Source organism: Psychrobacillus sp. FSL K6-2836, assembly GCF_038003085.1.
Classification (GTDB): Bacteria; Bacillota; Bacilli; order Bacillales_A; family Planococcaceae; genus Psychrobacillus.
The window spans coordinates 3030761-3051707 of the sequence record NZ_JBBOOM010000001.1; the positions used below are offsets into that span (position 1 = coordinate 3030761).

General features: G+C 40.8%; 16 protein-coding genes, 2 rRNA genes and 1 riboswitch. Of the genes, 17 read left to right on the forward strand and 1 reads right to left on the reverse strand.

Annotation, left to right across the window (positions count from 1 at the left end):
- The first annotated feature begins 170 nt into the window (after positions 1 to 170).
- Positions 171 to 3099: ribosomal RNA gene (locus MKY37_RS14440) — 23S ribosomal RNA — on the forward strand.
- A gap of 186 nt (positions 3100 to 3285) precedes the next feature.
- Positions 3286 to 3401: ribosomal RNA gene (gene rrf, locus MKY37_RS14445) — 5S ribosomal RNA — on the forward strand.
- A 494-nt stretch (positions 3402 to 3895) separates the two neighbouring features.
- Here rrf and MKY37_RS14450 read toward each other — a convergent pair.
- Positions 3896 to 4222 (reverse strand): transposase, encoded by a 327-nt coding sequence (locus MKY37_RS14450; protein ID WP_340778197.1) that lies wholly within the window; start codon positions 4220 to 4222, stop codon positions 3896 to 3898.
- 459 nt (positions 4223 to 4681) lie between these two features.
- On the opposite strand from MKY37_RS14450, the gene MKY37_RS14455 reads away from it, so the two are divergent.
- From MKY37_RS14455 to MKY37_RS14525, 15 genes are all read left to right on the forward strand, one after another.
- Complete coding sequence (locus MKY37_RS14455; protein ID WP_340778199.1) at positions 4682 to 5224, forward strand: DUF2179 domain-containing protein; 543 nt, start codon at positions 4682 to 4684, stop codon at positions 5222 to 5224.
- Entirely contained in the window at positions 5221 to 5409 is a 189-nt protein-coding gene (locus MKY37_RS14460) for an NETI motif-containing protein (RefSeq protein WP_340778201.1), read from the forward strand. Before MKY37_RS14455 ends, MKY37_RS14460 begins: the two co-directional genes overlap by 4 nt.
- A gap of 98 nt (positions 5410 to 5507) precedes the next feature.
- Positions 5508 to 5607: riboswitch (purine riboswitch) on the forward strand.
- 219 nt (positions 5608 to 5826) lie between these two features.
- Positions 5827 to 6315: a 5-(carboxyamino)imidazole ribonucleotide mutase gene (gene purE / locus MKY37_RS14465; RefSeq protein WP_340778203.1), complete on the forward strand. Its 489-nt coding sequence runs from the start codon at positions 5827 to 5829 to the stop codon at positions 6313 to 6315.
- The gene (purK, locus tag MKY37_RS14470; RefSeq protein WP_340778204.1) at positions 6312 to 7433 is read left to right on the forward strand and encodes a 5-(carboxyamino)imidazole ribonucleotide synthase; all 1122 of its coding nucleotides are present in this window, start codon (positions 6312 to 6314) and stop codon (positions 7431 to 7433) included. Before purE ends, purK begins: the two co-directional genes overlap by 4 nt.
- A gap of 16 nt (positions 7434 to 7449) precedes the next feature.
- Positions 7450 to 8745, forward strand: a complete 1296-nt coding sequence (gene purB, locus MKY37_RS14475) for an adenylosuccinate lyase (RefSeq protein ID WP_340778206.1) — start codon at positions 7450 to 7452, stop codon at positions 8743 to 8745.
- Between the two features lie 28 nt (positions 8746 to 8773).
- On the forward strand, positions 8774 to 9490 hold the full coding sequence (gene purC, locus MKY37_RS14480; RefSeq protein ID WP_340778208.1) for a phosphoribosylaminoimidazolesuccinocarboxamide synthase: 717 nt from the start codon (positions 8774 to 8776) through the stop codon (positions 9488 to 9490).
- A complete protein-coding gene (gene purS / locus MKY37_RS14485) occupies positions 9487 to 9741 on the forward strand; it encodes a phosphoribosylformylglycinamidine synthase subunit PurS (RefSeq protein WP_340778210.1) in 255 nt (84 codons plus the stop codon). Before purC ends, purS begins: the two co-directional genes overlap by 4 nt.
- Positions 9738 to 10424, forward strand: a complete 687-nt coding sequence (gene purQ, locus MKY37_RS14490; protein WP_340778212.1) for a phosphoribosylformylglycinamidine synthase subunit PurQ — start codon at positions 9738 to 9740, stop codon at positions 10422 to 10424. The genes purS and purQ overlap by 4 nt, the downstream gene beginning before the upstream one ends.
- Entirely contained in the window at positions 10408 to 12639 is a 2232-nt protein-coding gene (purL, locus tag MKY37_RS14495) for a phosphoribosylformylglycinamidine synthase subunit PurL (protein WP_340778214.1), read from the forward strand. The genes purQ and purL overlap by 17 nt, the downstream gene beginning before the upstream one ends.
- Complete coding sequence (gene purF, locus MKY37_RS14500) at positions 12615 to 14036, forward strand: amidophosphoribosyltransferase (RefSeq protein ID WP_340778216.1); 1422 nt, start codon at positions 12615 to 12617, stop codon at positions 14034 to 14036. Before purL ends, purF begins: the two co-directional genes overlap by 25 nt.
- An 11-nt stretch (positions 14037 to 14047) precedes the next feature.
- A complete protein-coding gene (gene purM / locus MKY37_RS14505; protein WP_340778218.1) occupies positions 14048 to 15103 on the forward strand; it encodes a phosphoribosylformylglycinamidine cyclo-ligase in 1056 nt (351 codons plus the stop codon).
- On the forward strand, positions 15103 to 15690 hold the full coding sequence (purN, locus tag MKY37_RS14510; protein ID WP_340778220.1) for a phosphoribosylglycinamide formyltransferase: 588 nt from the start codon (positions 15103 to 15105) through the stop codon (positions 15688 to 15690). Before purM ends, purN begins: the two co-directional genes overlap by 1 nt.
- A gap of 368 nt (positions 15691 to 16058) precedes the next feature.
- Entirely contained in the window at positions 16059 to 17594 is a 1536-nt protein-coding gene (gene purH / locus MKY37_RS14515) for a bifunctional phosphoribosylaminoimidazolecarboxamide formyltransferase/IMP cyclohydrolase (RefSeq protein WP_340778223.1), read from the forward strand.
- 14 nt (positions 17595 to 17608) lie between these two features.
- Positions 17609 to 18868 carry a phosphoribosylamine--glycine ligase gene (purD, locus tag MKY37_RS14520; protein WP_340778224.1) on the forward strand — a complete coding sequence of 420 codons (1260 nt, stop codon included), beginning with the start codon at positions 17609 to 17611 and terminating at the stop codon, positions 18866 to 18868.
- 343 nt (positions 18869 to 19211) lie between these two features.
- On the forward strand, positions 19212 to 20942 hold the full coding sequence (locus MKY37_RS14525; RefSeq protein ID WP_340778227.1) for an adenine deaminase C-terminal domain-containing protein: 1731 nt from the start codon (positions 19212 to 19214) through the stop codon (positions 20940 to 20942).
- Positions 20943 to 20947: the final 5 nt, after the last annotated feature.

Here is a 20947-nt window from a genome sequence, read left to right on the forward strand (position 1 = left end):
CTTTATCTGTATCTTAACGTTTTGCAGTTCAGTTTTGAATGTTCATTTTATATGAAGATTCGAAATTTGTTCTTTGAAAACTGGATAAAACGACATTGAAACAATAAACAACAAGAAATTCTGTTGTGATTATTTACGTAATCATGACGTGTAAGACTTTTTAACTTTTAGGTTAAGTTAATAAGGGCGCACGGTGAATGCCTTGGCACTAGGAGTCGACGAAGGACGGCACTAACACCGATATGCTTCGGGGAGCTGTAAGTGAGCTTTGATCCGGAGATTTCCGAATGGGGAAACCCACTGTTCGTAATGGAGCAGTACATTTGCGTGAATACATAGCGCATCTGAGACACACCCAGGGAACTGAAACATCTAAGTACCTGGAGGAAGAGAAAGAAAAATCGATTCCCTGAGTAGCGGCGAGCGAAACGGGAATAGCCCAAACCAAGAGGCTTGCCTCTTGGGGTTGTAGGACACTCTACATAGAGTTACAAAGGAATGAGTTAGACGAAGCGATCTGGAAAGGTCCGCAGGATAGGGTAAAAGCCCCGTAGTCCAAAATTCATTCTCTCTTGAGTGTATCCTGAGTACGGCGGAACACGTGAAATTCCGTCGGAATCCGGGAGGACCATCTCCCAAGGCTAAATACTACCTAGTGACCGATAGTGAACCAGTACCGTGAGGGAAAGGTGAAAAGCACCCCGGAAGGGGAGTGAAATAGATCCTGAAACCGTGTGCCTACAAGTAGTTAGAGCCCGTTAATGGGTGATAGCGTGCCTTTTGTAGAATGAACCGGCGAGTTACGATTACATGCAAGGTTAAGTTGAGAAGACGGAGCCGCAGCGAAAGCGAGTCTGAATAGGGCGAATGAGTATGTGGTCGTAGACCCGAAACCAGGTGATCTACCCATGTCCAGGATGAAGGTAAGGTAACACTTACTGGAGGTCCGAACCCACGCACGTTGAAAAGTGCGGGGATGAGGTGTGGGTAGCGGAGAAATTCCAATCGAACCTGGAGATAGCTGGTTCTCTCCGAAATAGCTTTAGGGCTAGCCTCAAACGTTAGAATCTTGGAGGTAGAGCACTGTTTGGACTAGGGGCCCATCCCGGGTTACCGAATTCAGACAAACTCCGAATGCCAATGATTTATGTTTGGGAGTCAGACTGCGAGTGATAAGATCCGTAGTCAAGAGGGAAACAGCCCAGACCACCAGCTAAGGTCCCAAAGTATTTGTTAAGTGGAAAAGGATGTGGCGTTGCTTAGACAACCAGGATGTTGGCTTAGAAGCAGCCATCATTTAAAGAGTGCGTAATAGCTCACTGGTCGAGTGACGCTGCGCCGAAAATGTATCGGGGCTAAACAAATCACCGAAGCTGTGGATTGATACCTTTGGTATCAGTGGTAGGAGAGCGTTCTAAGGGCGTTGAAGTCAGACCGGAAGGACTGGTGGAGCGCTTAGAAGTGAGAATGCCGGTATGAGTAGCGAAAGACGGGTGAGAATCCCGTCCACCGTATGACTAAGGTTTCCTGAGGAAGGCTCGTCCGCTCAGGGTTAGTCGGGACCTAAGCCGAGGCCGATAGGCGTAGGCGATGGATAACAGGTTGATATTCCTGTACCACCAAACCACCGTTTGAGTAATGGGGGGACGCAGAAGGATAGGGTAAGCATGCTGTTGGTTATGCATGTCCAAGCAGTAAGGTGTGAATGTAGGCAAATCCGCATTCTATAACATTGAGCTGTGATGGCGAGGACGTATGTCCGGAGTTCCTGATTTCACACTGCCAAGAAAAGCCTCTAGCGAGGTGATAGGTGCCCGTACCGCAAACCGACACAGGTAGTCGAGGAGAGAATCCTAAGGTGAGCGAGAGAACTCTCGTTAAGGAACTCGGCAAAATGACCCCGTAACTTCGGGAGAAGGGGTGCTCTTTAGGGTGAATAGCCTTGAAGAGCCGCAGTGAATAGGCCCAGGCGACTGTTTAGCAAAAACACAGGTCTCTGCAAAACCGTAAGGTGAAGTATAGGGGCTGACGCCTGCCCGGTGCTGGAAGGTTAAGAGGAGTGCTTAGCGCAAGCGAAGGTGCGAATTGAAGCCCCAGTAAACGGCGGCCGTAACTATAACGGTCCTAAGGTAGCGAAATTCCTTGTCGGGTAAGTTCCGACCCGCACGAAAGGCGTAACGATCTGGGCACTGTCTCAACGAGAGACTCGGTGAAATTATAGTACCTGTGAAGATGCAGGTTACCCGCGACAGGACGGAAAGACCCCGTGGAGCTTTACTATAGCTTGATATTGAATTTTGGTGCAACTTGTACAGGATAGGCAGGAGCCATAGAGCCCGGAGCGCCAGCTTCGGAGGAGGCGTCGGTGGGATACTGCCCTGGTTGTATTGAAATTCTAACCCATACCCGTAACCCGGGTAGGAGACAGTGTCAGGCGGGTAGTTTGACTGGGGCGGTCGCCTCCTAAAGTGTAACGGAGGCGCCCAAAGGTTCCCTCAGAATGGTTGGAAATCATTCGAAGAGTGTAAAGGCAGAAGGGAGCTTGACTGCGAGACCTACAAGTCGAGCAGGGTCGAAAGACGGGCTTAGTGATCCGGTGGTTCCGCATGGAAGGGCCATCGCTCAACGGATAAAAGCTACCCCGGGGATAACAGGCTTATCTCCCCCAAGAGTCCACATCGACGGGGAGGTTTGGCACCTCGATGTCGGCTCATCGCATCCTGGGGCTGTAGTCGGTCCCAAGGGTTGGGCTGTTCGCCCATTAAAGCGGTACGCGAGCTGGGTTCAGAACGTCGTGAGACAGTTCGGTCCCTATCCGTCGTGGGCGTAGGAAATTTGAGAGGAGCTGTCCTTAGTACGAGAGGACCGGGATGGACACACCGCTGGTGTACCAGTTGTTCTGCCAAGAGCATCGCTGGGTAGCTATGTGTGGACGGGATAAGTGCTGAAAGCATCTAAGCACGAAGCCCCCCTCAAGATGAGATTTCCCATTACGCAAGTAAGTAAGATCCCTCAAAGACGATGAGGTAGATAGGTTCGGGGTGGAAGCGTGGCGACACGTGCAGCTGACGAATACTAATCGATCGAGGACTTAACCAAATTTGTTTATCGTAACAATGTCGTTTATCCAGTTTTGAGTGAACAAACACTCTATTTATACGAGGGTTTCAAGACACGAGTAATTCGAGGAAACAATTGAGAGAGGAAAGGAACATACTAACGTATGTGACTGACCGAACGAATGCAGTTGACGAAGAAGTACGATGTGTATTGAAAGCCGAAGAGTCTAGTGATGATGGCGAAGAGGTCACACCCGTTCCCATACCGAACACGGAAGTTAAGCTCTTCAGCGCCGATGGTAGTTGGGGGTCTCCCCCTGTGAGAGTAGGACGTCGCTGGGCACCAAAGAAAAGTCGTTACCGAGTAATTGGTAGCGGCTTTTTTGTGTTAAAAAATAAGCCGTAGGTAGTCTATCTCTATAAGAAAGTATGCGAGAAAGTAGAGGGGCAAAGAGTTCAAGGAAGCAAGTGAGAGAGACTCGGAGCGTATAACATACGCGAGAATTGGACGAGTGGGGCTGACGAAGAAATATCTGCCGCCCATCTGCTTTCGCAGTCCCGGACACGGAAGTAAAGCTCTTGCGCCGATGGTAGTTGGGGGTCTCCCCCTGTGAGAGTAGGACGTGCTGGGCACCAAAGAAAAAGTCGTTACCGAGTTATCTCGGTAACGACTTTTTTTATGAATTGTTGGAAAGAGAGTAGAAAATTTCGATGCTCAGTCTCGGTTAAGAGCAGTATTAGCACGCTCGTAGGGAGAAAACTTCATTCATTTCTAACTTGTCTACTCTGTTTAAGATAAACAAAGGACTTTTATGTAAAGATAAATTAAGAAATATTCATAGCTTCTTTACCTTTTTGGGATACGGTAGTTTTTTCACGTGTATATAAATGGGGAGTTTTTTTAGTGACTCCATTTCTTTCTGTTCATTGTACTTTTTTTCAATCTCTTTAAGACGCATTATTTCGTCTTGTGAATAGGAGGTGATACCATTTTTCCCAGTTTCTTTAAACTTTCTTATCCATGTCGTGATTGAATTGACACTCACATTCAATTCTTCTGCTAGCTCTTTGCGTCCTCGTCCATTTTTAAGTACTTCTTGTACTGCATACATCTTTTGTTCTTGTGTTGTTTGCGTATATCTTTTCCTAAATTGTCCATGCATTGACTGATCCCCCTATTTAGAAATTGATGATATTTTCTACAAATATTCATGAAATAAGAGTATAACTATTCTTACACTTTAACGCTTCACTCAATTAGTGTATTGTACTATATTTTATGCTATTTGTCATCAAGATAATAGGAAACTTTAATTTAATAGATATTTAAAAATTGCCAAGTAATATAAAGAAGGATTTTGCTTTTCTAAAAAGATTAGAATGTTTAAGTTTTTTACTCATTATCTGTCTAGCTTTCAGGATAAGCAAAGCAAAAGACACTTTTAAGTAAAATTATTCCAGTGTGTGCTCTTGCGCAGAAGAGTGTTGTTGGAGGGGTGCATAGGCGTTTATGCTATTCTTATAATGTAAAGCTCTAGTTATAAGCTTGAATTCCTTGAAATTGTGTCACTATATGCGATAATGAAGAACAATATAAAACATATATATTAGGAGTTGATTGGATGGATTCATCTGCGATCTTAATGGTTGTCATTATCTTTTCTATAAATATTGTCTATGTCACTTTCTTTACTTTGCGAATGATTCTTACATTAAAGGGATACCGCTATGTCGCTGCACTAATAAGCATGGTAGAAGTGGTAATTTATATAGTAGGATTAGGTCTAGTTTTAGATAACTTAAATGAGATTCAAAATTTGGTTGCTTATGCAGTAGGGTATGGCACTGGGGTTATTATCGGAACGAAGATTGAAGAAAAAATGGCGCTTGGGTATATTATGGTTAATGCAATTTCTACCGAAATGGATTTAAATTTACCGGAAATTTTAAGAGTAGAAGGATATGGCGTGACTGATTGGCAAGCAAATGGTCGTGAAGGGAATAGACAAGCTCTTCAAATCTTAACTCCACGTAGATATGAGTTAAAGTTATATTTGAGACTAAAAGAACTTGATCCGAAAATTTTTATTATCTCATACGAAGCTAAAACGATTCACGGCGGATTTTGGGTAAAATCAGTGAAGAAAGGGAAATTATTTAAATGAAGAAAGAAACAAAATGGTTTGAAGTAGAAGAGAATGAAACTATTACTGAGTGTATAGAAAGAATGACTAAAGATGGCTTCCAGATTGCAGGGCGGAGAGAGGAGCCGCTTTTTGCAGAGGTTGACGGTCAACCTGTTCCTGTTAGACAATTAATAATGTTAAAGGGAATTAAAGAATTAAAGTAGTGAAAAAACGACCTAAAACCGAACATTAAAGTTTTCTGAAAATTAATCGTTCGTATTTAAGCATTGACGTTCTCCATTTAAGTTGTTAAAATATGAATAGAAATAGACGATTATATCCCCATATATGCTAAAGGATTGGCTTTAGCGTCTCTACCAAGTCACCGTAATGACTGGACTATGAGGGAAAGCGACTTATGGATACTGCAAAAGGATGTGTTTGTTTATGTTATTTCCGACACAAACTGGGCAATTATGTTCCCTAAGTAAACTGCTTTTCTTTCATAGAGAGAGTAGTTTATTTGGGGAATTTTTTATGCTTACAACATTTATGCCTTAGGTTAATCCATTAAGCTCGATGTAATCGCCTGAGTTTTAGTTTCGATGCCAAGGTGAATTTGACAGAAGGGACGATAAATTTTGAATACAAAAATTGGTGTGATAATGGGTAGCTCTAGTGACTGGGAGACAATGAAATATAGCTGCGAGATTCTTGAGGAGCTTCATATACCTTATGAAAAACGAGTAGTATCTGCACATCGAACACCAGACTTAATGTTTGAATATGCAGAGGAAGCAAGATCACGTGGAATACAGGTGATTATTGCAGGAGCTGGAGGTGCAGCACATTTACCAGGTATGGTTGCAGCCAAGACAATACTTCCAGTTATCGGGGTGCCAGTTCAATCTAAAGCACTAAACGGATTAGATTCATTATTATCGATTGTTCAAATGCCAGGTGGGGTACCGGTGGCAACTGTTGCAATAGGAAAGGCTGGAGCTACAAATGCAGGATTACTTGCCGCTCAAATCCTTTCTATCCTAGATCATGAGTTAGCAGAACGTCTTGAAAAGCGAAGAGAAGATACGAAAAACAAAGTATTTGAAAGCAATGGTGAACTTCAATGACAAAAGTAATTTATCCAGGACAGACGATAGGAATTATTGGTGGCGGGCAGCTTGGTAGAATGATGGCACTAGCTGCAAAGGAAGCTGGATTTAAGGTAGCGGTTTTAGATCCTACGATAGATTCACCTTGTGGACAAGTTTCCGATATACAAATTGTTGCCCCGTACAATGATGAGACTGCGTTAGAGGAGTTAGCAGAGGTCAGCGATGTCATAACTTATGAGTTTGAAAATATTGATTATGCTGGATTAAAGAGACTATCAGAAATTGCGTATGTTCCTCAAGGAGCGGAATTAGTGAGAATCACTCAAGATCGTATTCTTGAAAAAAAAGAAATCCAGTCAGCTGGTGTTCCTATTGCGAAATTTGTCGAAGCTATTACGTATGAAGAGTTAGAGCAAAGAATTGATAAAGTAGGCTTTCCATGTGTAGTTAAGACCTCTCGTGGAGGATATGACGGCAAAGGGCAGCAAATAATTCAAACAAAAGATCAACTACCTTTAGCAAAATCTTTGTTTGCTCATTCGGCTTGTATCGCAGAAGCGTTTGTTCCATTTACGAAGGAAATATCTGTCATTGTACAGCGTAATGGAAGTGGTGACACATATTGCTTACCGATTGGTGAAAATATTCATGTAAATCATATTTTGCATGAAACAATTGTGCCAGCTCGTATTGATGAATCACTTTCTACAAAAGCTATAGAGTCCGCTGAAAAAATTGCCAACCGTCTAAATTTAATAGGTACACTTGCGGTTGAAATGTTTGTTTTAGAGAATAATGAACTATTAATAAACGAATTAGCACCGAGACCACATAATTCAGGTCACTACTCAATCGAAACTTGTAATATCTCTCAATTCCATCAGCATGTTAGAGCTATCTGCGGATGGCCACTAAGAAAGCCAAAGCTTTGGACAGAAACAGTAATGGTGAATATATTAGGCCAGCATGTGATACCTCTAACAAATAATCTTGCCAAATATCCAAATTGGTCGGTTCATCTATACGGCAAAAGCGAAGCGAAAGAGAATAGAAAGATGGGGCATGTAACAATCCTATCAACAGATGTAGAGCAGACATTAAAGGAAATAGAACAATCTAAAATTTGGTTATAAACTAGGAGGAAATTAAATGATAGAACGTTATACCCGCCCAGAAATGGGAGCAATTTGGACAGAACAAAATAAATACAATGCATGGTTAGAAGTAGAAATCCTAGCTTGTGAGGCTTGGGCTGAAATTGGAGATATTCCAAAAGAAGATACAGTTCTTCTTCGTAAAAATGCTTCCTTTGATGTAGAACGCATTTTAGAAATTGAAAAAGAAACAAGACATGATGTAGTGGCTTTCACTCGTGCAGTATCAGAAACATTAGGAGAAGAGCGCAAATGGGTACATTATGGTCTTACTTCTACTGACGTAGTAGATACAGCTCTTTCTTATATCATCAAACAAGCAAACGTTGTTTTACGTAAAGATATTGAAAACTTTATCGAAATTTTAGAGAACAAAGCAAAAGAACATAAATACACAGTAATGATGGGGCGTACGCATGGAGTTCATGCAGAACCAACCACTTTCGGATTAAAGCTAGCTCTATGGACAGAGGAAATGAAACGTAACCTAGAACGTTTTGAAGCTGCAGCAAAGGTAATTGAAACAGGTAAAATGTCAGGTGCTGTTGGAACATATGCCAATATTGATCCATTTGTAGAGCAATATGTTTGTGAAAAATTAGGTTTAGCCGCATCACCAATTTCTACTCAAACATTACAACGTGATCGTCATGCACAATACTTAAGTGTTATAGCATTAGTTGCTACTTCTATTGAAAAATTTGCTACTGAAATTCGTGGTCTGCAAAAATCAGAAACGCGTGAAGTAGAGGAGTTCTTCTCAAAAGGTCAAAAAGGTTCATCTGCTATGCCGCATAAACGTAATCCAATTGGATCGGAAAATATGGTTGGACTATCAAGACTTATCCGTGGTTACATGATGACAGCATATGAAAACGTAGCATTATGGCATGAAAGAGATATTTCCCATTCATCTGCAGAACGTGTTATTTTACCAGATGCAACGATTGCTCTTAACTATATGTTAAACCGCTTTGGGAATATCGTGAAAAACTTAACTGTCTTCCCAGAGAATATGAAACGCAATATGGATTCTACTCTTGGATTAATCTACTCACAACGTGTGTTACTTGCATTAATCGACAAAGGCTTAGCTCGTGAAACAGCATACGACACTGTACAACCTCTTGCAATGCAAGCATGGGAATCTCAAACTGCTTTCCGCACTTTTGTGGATGCAAATGAGCAAGTTACTTCTTTATTAACAAAAGAAGAGTTAGATGATTGCTTTGACTACAACTATCACATTCAGCATGTAGACATGATTTTTGAACGTTTAGGACTTAACTAAGCTTTAGATTGATTAGGGGGAATTGACAGTGGAAAAAGGTCGCCTATTATACGAAGGTAAAGCAAAACAATTATTCGAAACAGAAGATGAAAATATTTTGTTTGTATCCTATAAGGACAGTGCTACTGCATTTAACGGTGAGAAAAAGGAAAACATCGATGGAAAAGGTATTTTAAACAATAAAATTACAACGATCCTTTTCGAGCAACTAAAAAGCAAAGGAATTGAATCCCACTTTGTTGAGAAGATCTCAGACAATGAGCAACTTGTTCGCAAAGTGGATATCATTCCACTTGAAGTAGTAGTCCGTAATATTGCAGCTGGTAGTCTATCAAAGAGATTAGGAATGGAAGAAGGAACACCGTTAAAGTACACCATCGTTGAATTTTATTATAAGGATGATGAGCTTGGAGATCCACTACTTACAAATGCTCATATAGAATTACTAGCACTTGCTACACCAGAGGAAATAGAAACACTTCAATCACAGGCACTGGAAATCAATCAAGTGCTTCAGCCCATCTTCAAAGAAATAGGTGTTACCCTAGTCGATTTTAAATTAGAGTTCGGAAAAACAGCAAATGGTGAAATTCTACTTGCTGATGAAATTTCTCCCGACACTTGTAGATTGTGGGACGACAAAACAAATAACAAACTAGACAAAGATGTGTTTAGACGTAATTTAGGAAGCTTAACAGAAGTTTATGAAATAATACTTTCCCGCCTAGGAGGATTATCCAAATGAAAAAAGTTAAAGTGTATGTGACGTTACGTGAAAGTGTTTTAGATCCACAAGGTTCTGCAGTTATGGGGGCTCTTCACTCAATGGAATATAACGAAGTGAAGGATGTTCGTATCGGAAAATTTTTAGAGCTTCAAATAGAAGAAGGAACTCGTGATATAGATACAGTAGTTAAAGAAATGTGTGAAAAACTTCTAACGAATACAGTAATCGAAGACTATCGCTATGAAGTTGAGGAGGCTGTAAGCAAATGAAGTTTGCAGTAATCGTATTTCCAGGATCGAACTGTGATTTAGATATGTATCACGCGATCAAAGACGAGCTTGGGGAAGAAGTAGAATACGTTTGGCATGATGAGAAGGATTTAAGCGGATTTGATGGAATTTTATTGCCAGGAGGATTCTCTTATGGGGATTACCTACGTTGTGGAGCTATGGCTAACCAATCTAACGTAATGTCAGAGGTAGTTAAAGCAGCAGAAGCAGGCAAGCCAGTTCTTGGTATTTGTAACGGATTCCAGGTGTTGACCGAAGCTGGGTTACTACCCGGAGCCCTTCTACGTAATAAAAACTTAAAATTCATGTGTCGTTCCGTTGAGTTGAAAGTAGTAAACAATGCAACACAGTTTACTGCTGGATATGAAAAAGACGAAGTAATTCAAATTCCAATCGCACATGGTGAGGGGAATTATTATTGCGACGATGAAACACTTGCTAGACTAAAAGATAATAACCAAATCGTTTTCACATACGCTACAGACAATCCAAACGGAAGCATTGAGGATATTGCAGGTATTATCAATGAAAAAGGAAACGTGCTTGGCATGATGCCTCATCCAGAGCGCGCTGTACATGAACTTGTGGGTGGCTCGGATGGACTAGCATTATTCAAATCAATAGTAAAACAGTGGAGGGAAACTCATGTCAGTCATGCTTGAACCAAATCCAACGCAAATTAAGGAACAAAAAATATATGCTCAAATGGGAATGTCCGATTCAGAATTTGAAATGGTTGAGAAAATTCTAGGACGTCTACCTAACTATACTGAAACTGGTTTATTTTCAGTTATGTGGTCGGAGCATTGTTCGTATAAAAACTCTAAACCTGTTTTAAGTAAGTTCCCTACAAAAGGGGAACATGTTTTACAAGGGCCGGGTGAAGGTGCTGGAATCGTTGATATTGGCGATGGTCAAGCAGTCGTATTCAAAATGGAGTCTCATAATCATCCATCTGCGATTGAACCTTATCAAGGAGCAGCAACAGGCGTTGGCGGTATTATCCGTGATGTTTTCTCGATGGGAGCACGTCCAATTGCAATGCTTAATTCACTTCGTTTTGGAGAGTTAAAGACTCCGCGTGTGAAATACTTGTTTGAAGAGGTAGTAGCTGGTATCGCTGGCTATGGTAACTGTATCGGAATTCCAACAGTAGGCGGAGAAATTCAATTTGACGACTGTTACGAAGGAAATCCACTTGTTAATGCCATGTGTGTAGGACTGATCAATCATGAGGATATTCAAAAAGGGATTGCAGCTGGTGAAGGTAACACAGTAATGTACGCTGGTGCAAAAACTGGACGTGACGGTATTCATGGAGCGACATTCGCATCGGAAGAGTTAACTGAAGCTTCTGAAGAAAAGCGTCCTGCTGTTCAAGTAGGAGATCCATTCATGGAGAAACTTCTATTAGAAGCCTGTTTAGAAGTGATAAAATCAGATGCTTTAATCGGTATTCAAGATATGGGAGCAGCTGGGTTAACCTCATCATCTGCTGAGATGGCATCCAAAGCTGGCTTCGGTGTAGAAATGAACTTAGATTTCGTACCACAGCGTGAAACTGGGATGACAGCTTATGAAATGATGCTTTCTGAATCACAGGAACGTATGCTAATCGTTGTGAAAAAAGGCCGTGAAGATGAGATTGTTAAAATCTTTGAAAAATATGACCTAGATTGTGTAGCTGTTGGTAAAGTTACAAATGATAAAATGCTTCGTTTAATTCATAACGGAGAAATAGTAGCAAATGTACCTGCAGATGCACTTGCAGAAGAAGCACCAGTTTACTATAAACCCTCATCAGTGCCTGCTTACTATACAGAATTCCAAGAGATGGAAAATGTAGAGCCTGCAGTTTCAGATTATAAAGAGACTTTATTAAGCCTACTTCAACAACCAACAATAGCTTCTAAAGAATGGGTTTATGATCAATACGATTATCAGGTACGCACAAGTACAGTTGTAACACCTGGTTCGGATGCTGCGGTAGTTCGAGTTCGTGGGACTAATAAAGGACTAGCTATGACAACAGATTGTAATTCTCGTTATATCTATCTTGACCCAGTAGTCGGCGGTAAGATTGCAGTAGCTGAAGCTGCTCGAAATGTTGTTTGTTCAGGTGCAAGACCACTTGCTATTACGGACTGCTTAAACTTTGGTAACCCAGAGAACCCAGAAATCTTCTGGCAAATTGAGAAATCTGCAGACGGTATTTCTGAGGCATGTATCGCATTAGAATCACCAGTAATCGGTGGGAATGTATCTTTATATAACGAACGTAGTGGAACTGCGGTTTATCCAACACCAACAATTGGCATGGTTGGACTTGTAGAAGACCTTGCACATGTAACGACCCAATCAGTGAAACAAACTGGAGATATTGTATATGTAATTGGGGATACAAAAACAGAATTTGGTGGATCTGAGCTTCAAAAATTAATAGAAAAACGTATTTTTGGACAAGCACCATCAATTGATTTAGAAGTAGAAGTAGCACGTCAAAAAGCTATTTTAAAAGCAATCAAATCTGGGATTGTGCAGTCTGCACATGATATCTCGGAGGGTGGATTTGCAGTAGCTTTAGCTGAAAAAGCTTTCGGTGCTACTGGTCTTGGAGTAGAAGTAACAATTACTGGATCGGCTACAAGTGCGTTATTCAGTGAATCTCAATCACGCTTTATCGTAACGGTAAAACCTGAACATGCTAAGAAGTTTGAAGAAATCGTAGCAGACGCAGCACAAATTGGTAAAGTAACTGATTCTAATAATGTAGTAATCTCACATGAAGACGGAACTACTTGGATTAGCGGTTCTGTTGATGAATTCCGTTCCGCTTGGAAAGGAGCAATACCATGCTTGCTGAACTCAGAGGCTTAAACGAAGAATGTGGTGTATTCGGGATATGGGGACATCCAAATCCTGCAGCCATGACTTATTACGGATTACACGCACTTCAACACAGAGGTCAAGAAGGTGCTGGAATTATCGTGACGGATGGCAAGTACCTACGTGCAGTAAAAGGCGAAGGTCTAGTAAACGATGTATTTAATAACGGCAAACTAGAGAAATTAGAGGGACACGCTGCAATAGGGCATGTCCGCTATGCTACCTCTGGTGGCTCTGGCATTGAAAATGTTCAACCTTTGTTATTTAATTCGACAACTGGAGGCCTTGCGATTGCGCACAACGGGAATATCGTAAATGCAACACGTTTGAAACGTAACTTAGAGCAGCAGGGTAGTATTTTCCAAACTACATCTGATACAGAAGTTCTTGCGCATTTATTGAAGAAAAGTAATCTTGCTTCATTTGAAGATCGTGCAAAACAAGCATTACGCTTATTAGATGGAGCTTTTGCTGTTATTATCATGACCGAGCATGCGATGTATGTAGCGCAGGATCCACAGGGCATGCGTCCTCTTTCTTTAGGGATGCTAGACGGTGCATGGGTAGTTGCATCTGAAACAAGTGCATTCGATTTAATTGGTGCAGAGCTGGTCCGTTCGATTGACCCTGGTGAATTATTAGTAATAAATGAAGAAGGTTGTCGTTCAGAGCGTTATGTAGAAAAAAAAGACCGTGCTATTTGTACGATGGAGTATGTCTACTTTTCCCGTCCTGATTCAGATATTGATGGTATTAATATTCATATGGCTAGAAAACGTCTTGGTAAGCAACTTGCAAAAGAATTATCTATTGATGCAGACGTTGTAACAGGTGTACCAGATTCAAGTATTTCTGCTGCCATTGGTTTTTCTGAGGCAACAGGTATTCCTTATGAGCTTGGTCTTATTAAAAACCGTTATGTTGGCAGAACATTTATCCAACCATCACAAGACCTGCGTGAGCGTGGTGTCAAGATGAAGCTTTCACCAGTACGTCAGGTTGTGAATGGCAAACGGGTAGTTATGGTAGATGATTCAATTGTTCGTGGAACTACTTCTCGTCGCATTGTGAAAATGTTGAAGGAAGCAGGAGCGACGGAAGTTCATGTTGTTATTAGCTCTCCACCTTTAAAGAATCCATGTTTTTATGGCATTGATATAAGTTCGGATTCTGAACTGATCGCAGCTAACAATACAATTGACGAAATGCGTGAACTGATCGGAGCAGACTCGTTAACATTCTTATCGGTTGAAGGAATGGTAGAGGCAATTGGAAGATCAGATGCTGAAAAAAATTGCGGGCATTGTTTAGCATGCTTTACTGGAGAATATCCGACAAGTATTTACGCGGATACGAAATTACCACATGAAAAAGAGCTTGTTCGATAGGAGGATTTTACATGTCAAAGGCATATGAAAAAGCAGGCGTGAATATTGAAGCAGGGTATGAAGCCGTGCAAAGAATGAAATCACATGTCGAGCGTACAGCTAGAAAAGGAATCATGGGTACTTTCGGTGGTTTCGGTGGGATGTTCGATTTATCTTCATTGAATTATAAAGAACCTGTTTTAATCTCTGGAACAGATGGTGTTGGAACAAAATTGAAGCTTGCATTTATGACAGACTCGCACGATACCATCGGTGTAGACTGTGTGGCGATGTGTGTCAATGATATCGTTGCACAGGGCGCAGAGCCTTTATTTTTCTTAGATTATGTAGCGGTAGGTAAGGCGTTCCCTGAACGAATTGAACAAATTGTTAAAGGTGTGGCTGACGGTTGTGTGCAATCCGGAGCAGCATTAATCGGTGGAGAAACAGCAGAAATGCCAGGTTTATACGAGGAAGATGAGTATGATCTTGCTGGATTTGCGGTAGGTGCTTGCGAAAAATCAAAAATCGTAACAGGTGAAAATATTGCTGATGGAGATGTGCTAGTTGGTATTGCTTCTAGCGGTGTTCACTCGAATGGGTATTCACTTGTACGTAAAATTGTATTTGAAGAGCAGGGCTACTCTCCAAGTGATGTCGTAGAAGGTTATGAAGCTTTAGGTGAGATTGGGAAAGCCCTTTTAACACCTACGAAAATTTATGCGAAGCCAGTAATGGAAATGCATCAAGAGCTTTTTATTCACGGGATGGCTCATGTAACGGGTGGAGGCTTTTATGAAAATTTACCCCGTATGATGCCAGATGGTTTAGCTGTTGAAGTTGAACTTGGTTCATGGAAAGTGCTGCCTATATTTGATTTGTTAAAGGAAAAAGGCGAGCTAGCGGACCGTGATTTATATAATGTCTTTAATATGGGAGTAGGCTTTGTACTTGCACTTTCTGCAGAGGAAGCAGAAAAAGCGATTGCAATTGCCGAAGCTCATGGAGAAAAAGCATATACAATTGGACGTGTTGTGAAAGGTGAAGGTGTTATCTTCAACGGAACACATGACGGGAGTTTAGTGTAATGACTGAAGTGACGAAATTTGCTGTGTTTGCGTCGGGTAGTGGTACGAACTTTCAAGCTATTTATGATGCAATACAGGAGGGGGATCTTGCTGGCGAGACAGTGTTAGTAGTTACCGATAAGCCGGGTGCTTTTGTAGTAAAGCGTGCAGAGGATGCAGGCATCGAAACACTCGTTATTAAGCCAGCCAGTTTTCCCTCAAAAGCAGCTTATGAAGATGCCATTTTAGAAAAGCTTAATGAGCTAAATGTGGAGTGGATTGTCCTAGCTGGATATATGCGGCTAATCGGGGATGTTTTACTAGAAGCATTTCCCACTCGAATTATCAATATCCACCCTTCGTTACTACCCGCATTTCCGGGGAAAGATGCCATTGGACAAGCAATGGAGCACGGAGTGAAGGTAACCGGAGTAACGGTTCACTATGTGGACGCGGGAATGGATACTGGACCAATCATAGCTCAGCAAGCAGTAGAAGTAGTAAAAGGAAACAGAGAACAAACGGAGGAACATATCCATGCGGTAGAGCATGCGTTGTATCCGAAGGCTTTACAACAGTTGTTTAGTAATAATCATTTAGATAAGTAAACATACTGAGGACTCATGAGTAGATTAGGGCAGCACACAACGGTATAGGTAAAGAGTAATCATCTATCGTCAATTAGCTCATTTTCATCCCTACTTAATTGCTTTGACATGTCAGTTACTTGCGTTGTATACAATTTTACTTGCTTAACTCCATAAGTTATTTGCGCTTCAAATTCGGTTACTTGCTCTTAGCTAGGATTTACTTGCGTAATGGGGAATATATCCATTTTTTGTTATGTTGTAGCCTTGAATAGCGAGGGCTGCAGCATACATCAGACTAATATGGATGCGACTAAGTTCGAATCTCAGTACTAATCTCTCAACAGCGATGAACACAACTAGATCTACCAATTTAAGGAGGAATTATGGTGTCAAAACGTGCGTTAATTAGTCTTTCAGATAAATCAGGAATTCTCGAGTTTGCAAAAGAGTTGGAACTACTTGGCTATGAAATTTTATCGACTGGTGGAACAAAAGCATTTTTGGAACAAAATGGCGTGGCTATTACCTCGGTAGACCAAGTAACAAACTTTCCAGAAATTTTGGATGGTCGAGTAAAAACATTAAATCCAATGATACATGGTGGTTTATTGGCAAAGCATGACGACCCTTCACACAAAGCACAGCTAAAAGAACATCAAATAACTCCTATTCAAGTAGTATGTGTAAACCTGTATCCATTCCGTGAAACAATTTCTAAGCAAGATGTAGCATTTGAAGATGCAATAGAAAATATTGATATCGGCGGTCCATCAATGCTTCGTTCTGCTGCAAAAAATCATCAGTACGTAACAGTTGTAACAGATGCTTCTGATTATGATGAAGTGCTTGCTCAGTTAAAAGAGACTGGTGAAACGACACTTGAAACACGCCGCAAGCTTGCTGCAAAAGTATTCCGTCACACAGCTGCGTACGATGCGTTAATCGCTAGCTATATGACTGATTTAACTGGAGAAGAGTTCCCAGAATTATTGACACTTACATACGAACGTAAGCAATCTTTACGTTATGGTGAAAACCCACATCAACAAGCAGCATTTTACAAACGACCACTTGGATCTGATTTCTCTATTGCTTCTGCCACTCAATTGCATGGTAAAGAGCTTTCTTATAACAATATCCAAGATGCCAATGCTGCTATTCAAATCGTAAAAGAATTCAAGCTACCTGCTGCAGTGGCGGTAAAACATATGAACCCTTGTGGTGTTGGGACAGGTGAAACAATCTCGGCTGCTTTCAACAAAGCCTATGAAGCAGATTCGACGTCTATTTTCGGTGGGATTGTTGCTTTAAATCGTGAAGTAGATGCAGCAACTGCAAAAGTATTAGCTGGTATTTTCTTAGAAATTATTATTGCTCCTTCGTTCTCAGATGAGGCAATTGCTATGCTGACAGCGAAAAAGAACATTCGCCTTTTGACTATTTCTTATGAGCAAACGAAAAAGGATGCGTGGAATACAGTATCTGTGGAAGGTGGGTTACTTGTTCAATCCCCTGATACATTCGGGTTAAAGGATGCAGATGTAAAAGTCGTTACGGACCGTGAGCCGACTGCCGATGAATGGAAAGCATTAGAGCTAGGCTGGAGTGTTGTTAAACACGTAAAATCAAATGCAATTGTAGTAGCAACTGAAGATATGACCATTGGCGTTGGTGCAGGCCAGATGAACCGTGTAGGCTCAGCTAAAATTGCTTTAGAGCAAGCGGGACAACGTGCATTAGGAGCAGGTCTTGCTTCAGATGCATTTTTCCCAATGAACGATACAGTGGAGATAGCTGCTAAAGCAGGTATTACAGCTATTATTCAAACAGGTGGGTCAGTGAAAGACCAAGATTCTATCGACAAAGCGAATGAATACGGCATTGCGATGGTATTCACTGGCGTACGTCATTTCAAACACTAAGGAGGAATTTCTATATGAATATACTCGTAATTGGTAGTGGCGGTCGTGAGCATGCGATCGCCAAGCAATTCATTGATTCTCCATCAGTTGAAAACGTATTTGTAGCTCCTGGTAATGACGGCATAGCAAGGGATGTTCAGATTGTTCCCATTGATGTGCTGGCTTTTGAAGAACTGGCAACCTTCGCAAAGGATAATAACATTGACTTAACATTTGTAGGACCAGAGCAACCACTGGCAGCCGGCATCGTAGATTATTTTGAAGCAGAAGGTTTACGAATATTTGGTCCCACAAAAGCAGCAGCTCAAATTGAAGGAAGTAAGGCGTTCGCAAAAGAAATTATGGATAAATACAATATTCCTACAGCTGCGTATGAAACTTTCACAGAGGTAGCTAGTGCGAAAGCATATATTGAAAAGCTAGGAGCTCCAATCGTTGTAAAAGCAGATGGACTTGCAGCTGGTAAAGGTGTCGTAGTTGCCATGACGGTGGAAGAGGCAAACCAAGCTGTGGAAGACATGATTGGTAATCAGTTATACGGAGAGTCCTCATCACGAGTAGTTATTGAAGAGTTTTTAGCCGGAGAAGAATTCTCTTTTATGTCATTCGTCCATAAAGGACAAATTTATCCAATGGTCATCGCACAGGATCATAAGCGTGCCTATGATGGCGATAAAGGACCAAATACAGGGGGAATGGGTGCTTATTCACCAGTTCCACAAATCTCATCGGACATAGTTGACAGAGCGTACGAAACAGTCGTAGTTCCAACTGTGAAAGCAATGACAGCAGAAGGAATCACTTTTACAGGTATTCTTTACGCAGGATTGATTTTGACGAATGAAGGACCAAAAGTGATCGAGTTCAACGCGCGCTTCGGAGACCCGGAGACGCAAGTAGTATTGCCCCGAATGACGAGTGATTTTGGAAAGTTCATGATAGCCTTAATGAATGAAACACCATTTGAATTAACATGGTCAAATGAAGCAATGCTTGGTGTTGTAATCGCATCCGAGGGTTACCCGACTGATGTGAAAAAAGGAGCTAAGCTTCCAGATTTAACTACATTAACTAGCGCAGGATTATATGTTTTCCACGCAGGGACAAAAGTAGAAGACAAAGACTTTATAGCTAATGGAGGGCGTGTCATCCTAGTGGCAGCAAGCGAGTCTACTTTAAAGGAAGCACAACAAAAAGTATATGAAGGCTTAGCTGATTTTGAATGGGATGGTCTATTCTATCGTAAAGATATTGGCTGGCGTACATTTCAATAATGGATGAACAGGCAAAGAAAAACGACATGTTTTTCTTTGCCTATTTTTGTGGTGGGTTCAAGATCCAATTTCCTAATTTTTCTATAAGATTTCCTTGAAATTAAAATTCAATACTTTGCTTTACTAAAGCACTATGCTAATATTATTTTTATGAGAGTCAATTTCATAATTACTGATATCATTAAATAACCCAGACGTTAAGTTGATTTTATATACGATTATTTACTGAAACAAAGTGGGTTTCGTTGATTGGATTGGATATCAACTTTGTTCGGATTTCACTACTAAATACTCTATTATGAAATCGATTTATGAGTAAACAAATGAAAGGAGAATGGATGGTATGCAATATCCCATTTGGAAGATTGAAGAAATAAGGCATCAGCTCGATGTGGTCAATGGAACGCAGTCACCAGATATTGTTATTACTAATGCAACGTTTCTGCATAGTCATTTAAAGAAATGGATTACAGGAAACATCTGGATTGTAAAAGATCGAATTGTTTATACAGGTTCTGAGATGCCATTAATTTCTGAACAAACAGAGGTATATGATGCAACAGGTCAAAAAATAGTACCTGGTTATATTGAGCCTCATGTACATCCATTCCAGCTTTATAATCCACAAACATTCGCAGACTATGCTGCTCAATTAGGAACGACAACATTTATCGCAGATAACTTAACATTTTTCTTGATGCTTGAAAATAAGAAAGCGTTTTCATTAATAGATGAACTACAAAAAAGGCCATTTTCTTTTTATTGGTGGGCACGTTTTGATTCTCAAACGGAGTTAGAGAATGAAGAAGAATTGTTTACTTCAAAAACGGTTGGAGAATGGATAAAGCGTCATGATGTCATAATGGGCGGTGAGTTGACAGGTTGGCCACGCTTACTTTCAGGTGATGATCAAATGCTTTATTGGCTGCAGCAAGCTAAGACAAATGGTATGAAAATTGAAGGGCATTTTCCTGGAGCCTCTGAGCGCACGCTTGCAAGGATGCGTTTATTAGGAGCAGATGGAGATCATGAGGCGATGACCATTGAAGAAGTGGAGCGGCGTATTCTTCATGGGTATGCGGTAACACTCCGTCATTCGTCGATACGTCCAGATTTACCACAACTATTAAAGGATATTTTAGAAAAAGATCTTCATATTTTTGATCATTTAATGATGACGACAGATGGAGCAACTCCTTCGTTTCATGTGGATGGAGTTATGGATAAATGCATTCAAGTCGCACTAGATGCAGGAGTGAAACCGATAGATGCATATTTGATGGCATCCTTTAATGTGGCGAAATACTATAATTTGTCCAATTTACATGGCGTAATTGCAACGGGACGTTTTGCAAATCTCAATTTCTTAAAGGATGAGCAAAGTCCTGTCCCATTAAGTGTGTTATCCAAAGGAGTATGGTTGAAGAAAGAGCAACAAAAGACTAGAGCATTAGAGCCAATTGACTGGTCTCCTATGCCAGACTTAAACTTGTCGTTTGATGTATCAGAAGCAGACTTTCAGTTCTCGATACCGTTTGGAATAGAAATGGTAAATGATGTAATTACTAAACCCTATTCCATCTCATTTGATACAACCGACATCGAGCTATCAAAAGATCACGACGAAAGTTTTCTATTGTTAATAGACCGTAAAGGGAAATGGAAGGTATCCACACTTATTAAAGGTTTTGCAACTTCTTTAATGGGCTTCGCCTCCTCGTACTCTAATACAGGAGATATTATTTTAATCGGTAAGAACAAGAAAAGCATGCAACAAGCCTTTCGCGAAGTAAAAAAAATGAACGGTGGAATTGTCGTTGTAGAGGATGAACAAGTCATTTGTTCTATTGAGCTCCCAATAGGTGGGGTACTTTCTAATAAGTCAGTAGAAGAATTGATAGAAGAGGAGCTAGTGTTAAAAAAAGAACTAGCTAATAGAGGATTTAAGCATGGGGATGCGATTTACACATTGTTATTTCTTCAAGCAACACACTTACCATATGTAAGGGTTACGCAAAGAGGAATTTTTGATGTGATGAAAAAACAAGTATTATTTCCAGCATTAATGAGGTAGGGGGA

Bases quoted from the DNA above. Each gene is read 5' to 3' on its own strand.
- purK (WP_340778204.1), top strand. From the start codon at position 6,312: ATGACAAAAGTAATTTATCCAGGACAGACGATAGGAATTATTGGTGGC.
- MKY37_RS14525 (WP_340778227.1), top strand. From the start codon at position 19,212: ATGCAATATCCCATTTGGAAGATTGAAGAAATAAGGCATCAGCTCGAT.
- purF (WP_340778216.1), top strand. From the start codon at position 12,615: ATGCTTGCTGAACTCAGAGGCTTAAACGAAGAATGTGGTGTATTCGGG.
- MKY37_RS14460 (WP_340778201.1), top strand. From the start codon at position 5,221: ATGAAGAAAGAAACAAAATGGTTTGAAGTAGAAGAGAATGAAACTATT.
- purD (WP_340778224.1), top strand. From the start codon at position 17,609: ATGAATATACTCGTAATTGGTAGTGGCGGTCGTGAGCATGCGATCGCC.
- MKY37_RS14450 (WP_340778197.1), bottom strand. From the start codon at position 4,222: ATGCATGGACAATTTAGGAAAAGATATACGCAAACAACACAAGAACAA.
- purL (WP_340778214.1), top strand. From the start codon at position 10,408: ATGTCAGTCATGCTTGAACCAAATCCAACGCAAATTAAGGAACAAAAA.
- purM (WP_340778218.1), top strand. From the start codon at position 14,048: ATGTCAAAGGCATATGAAAAAGCAGGCGTGAATATTGAAGCAGGGTAT.
- purB (WP_340778206.1), top strand. From the start codon at position 7,450: ATGATAGAACGTTATACCCGCCCAGAAATGGGAGCAATTTGGACAGAA.
- MKY37_RS14455 (WP_340778199.1), top strand. From the start codon at position 4,682: ATGGATTCATCTGCGATCTTAATGGTTGTCATTATCTTTTCTATAAAT.
- purQ (WP_340778212.1), top strand. From the start codon at position 9,738: ATGAAGTTTGCAGTAATCGTATTTCCAGGATCGAACTGTGATTTAGAT.
- purN (WP_340778220.1), top strand. From the start codon at position 15,103: ATGACTGAAGTGACGAAATTTGCTGTGTTTGCGTCGGGTAGTGGTACG.
- purS (WP_340778210.1), top strand. From the start codon at position 9,487: ATGAAAAAAGTTAAAGTGTATGTGACGTTACGTGAAAGTGTTTTAGAT.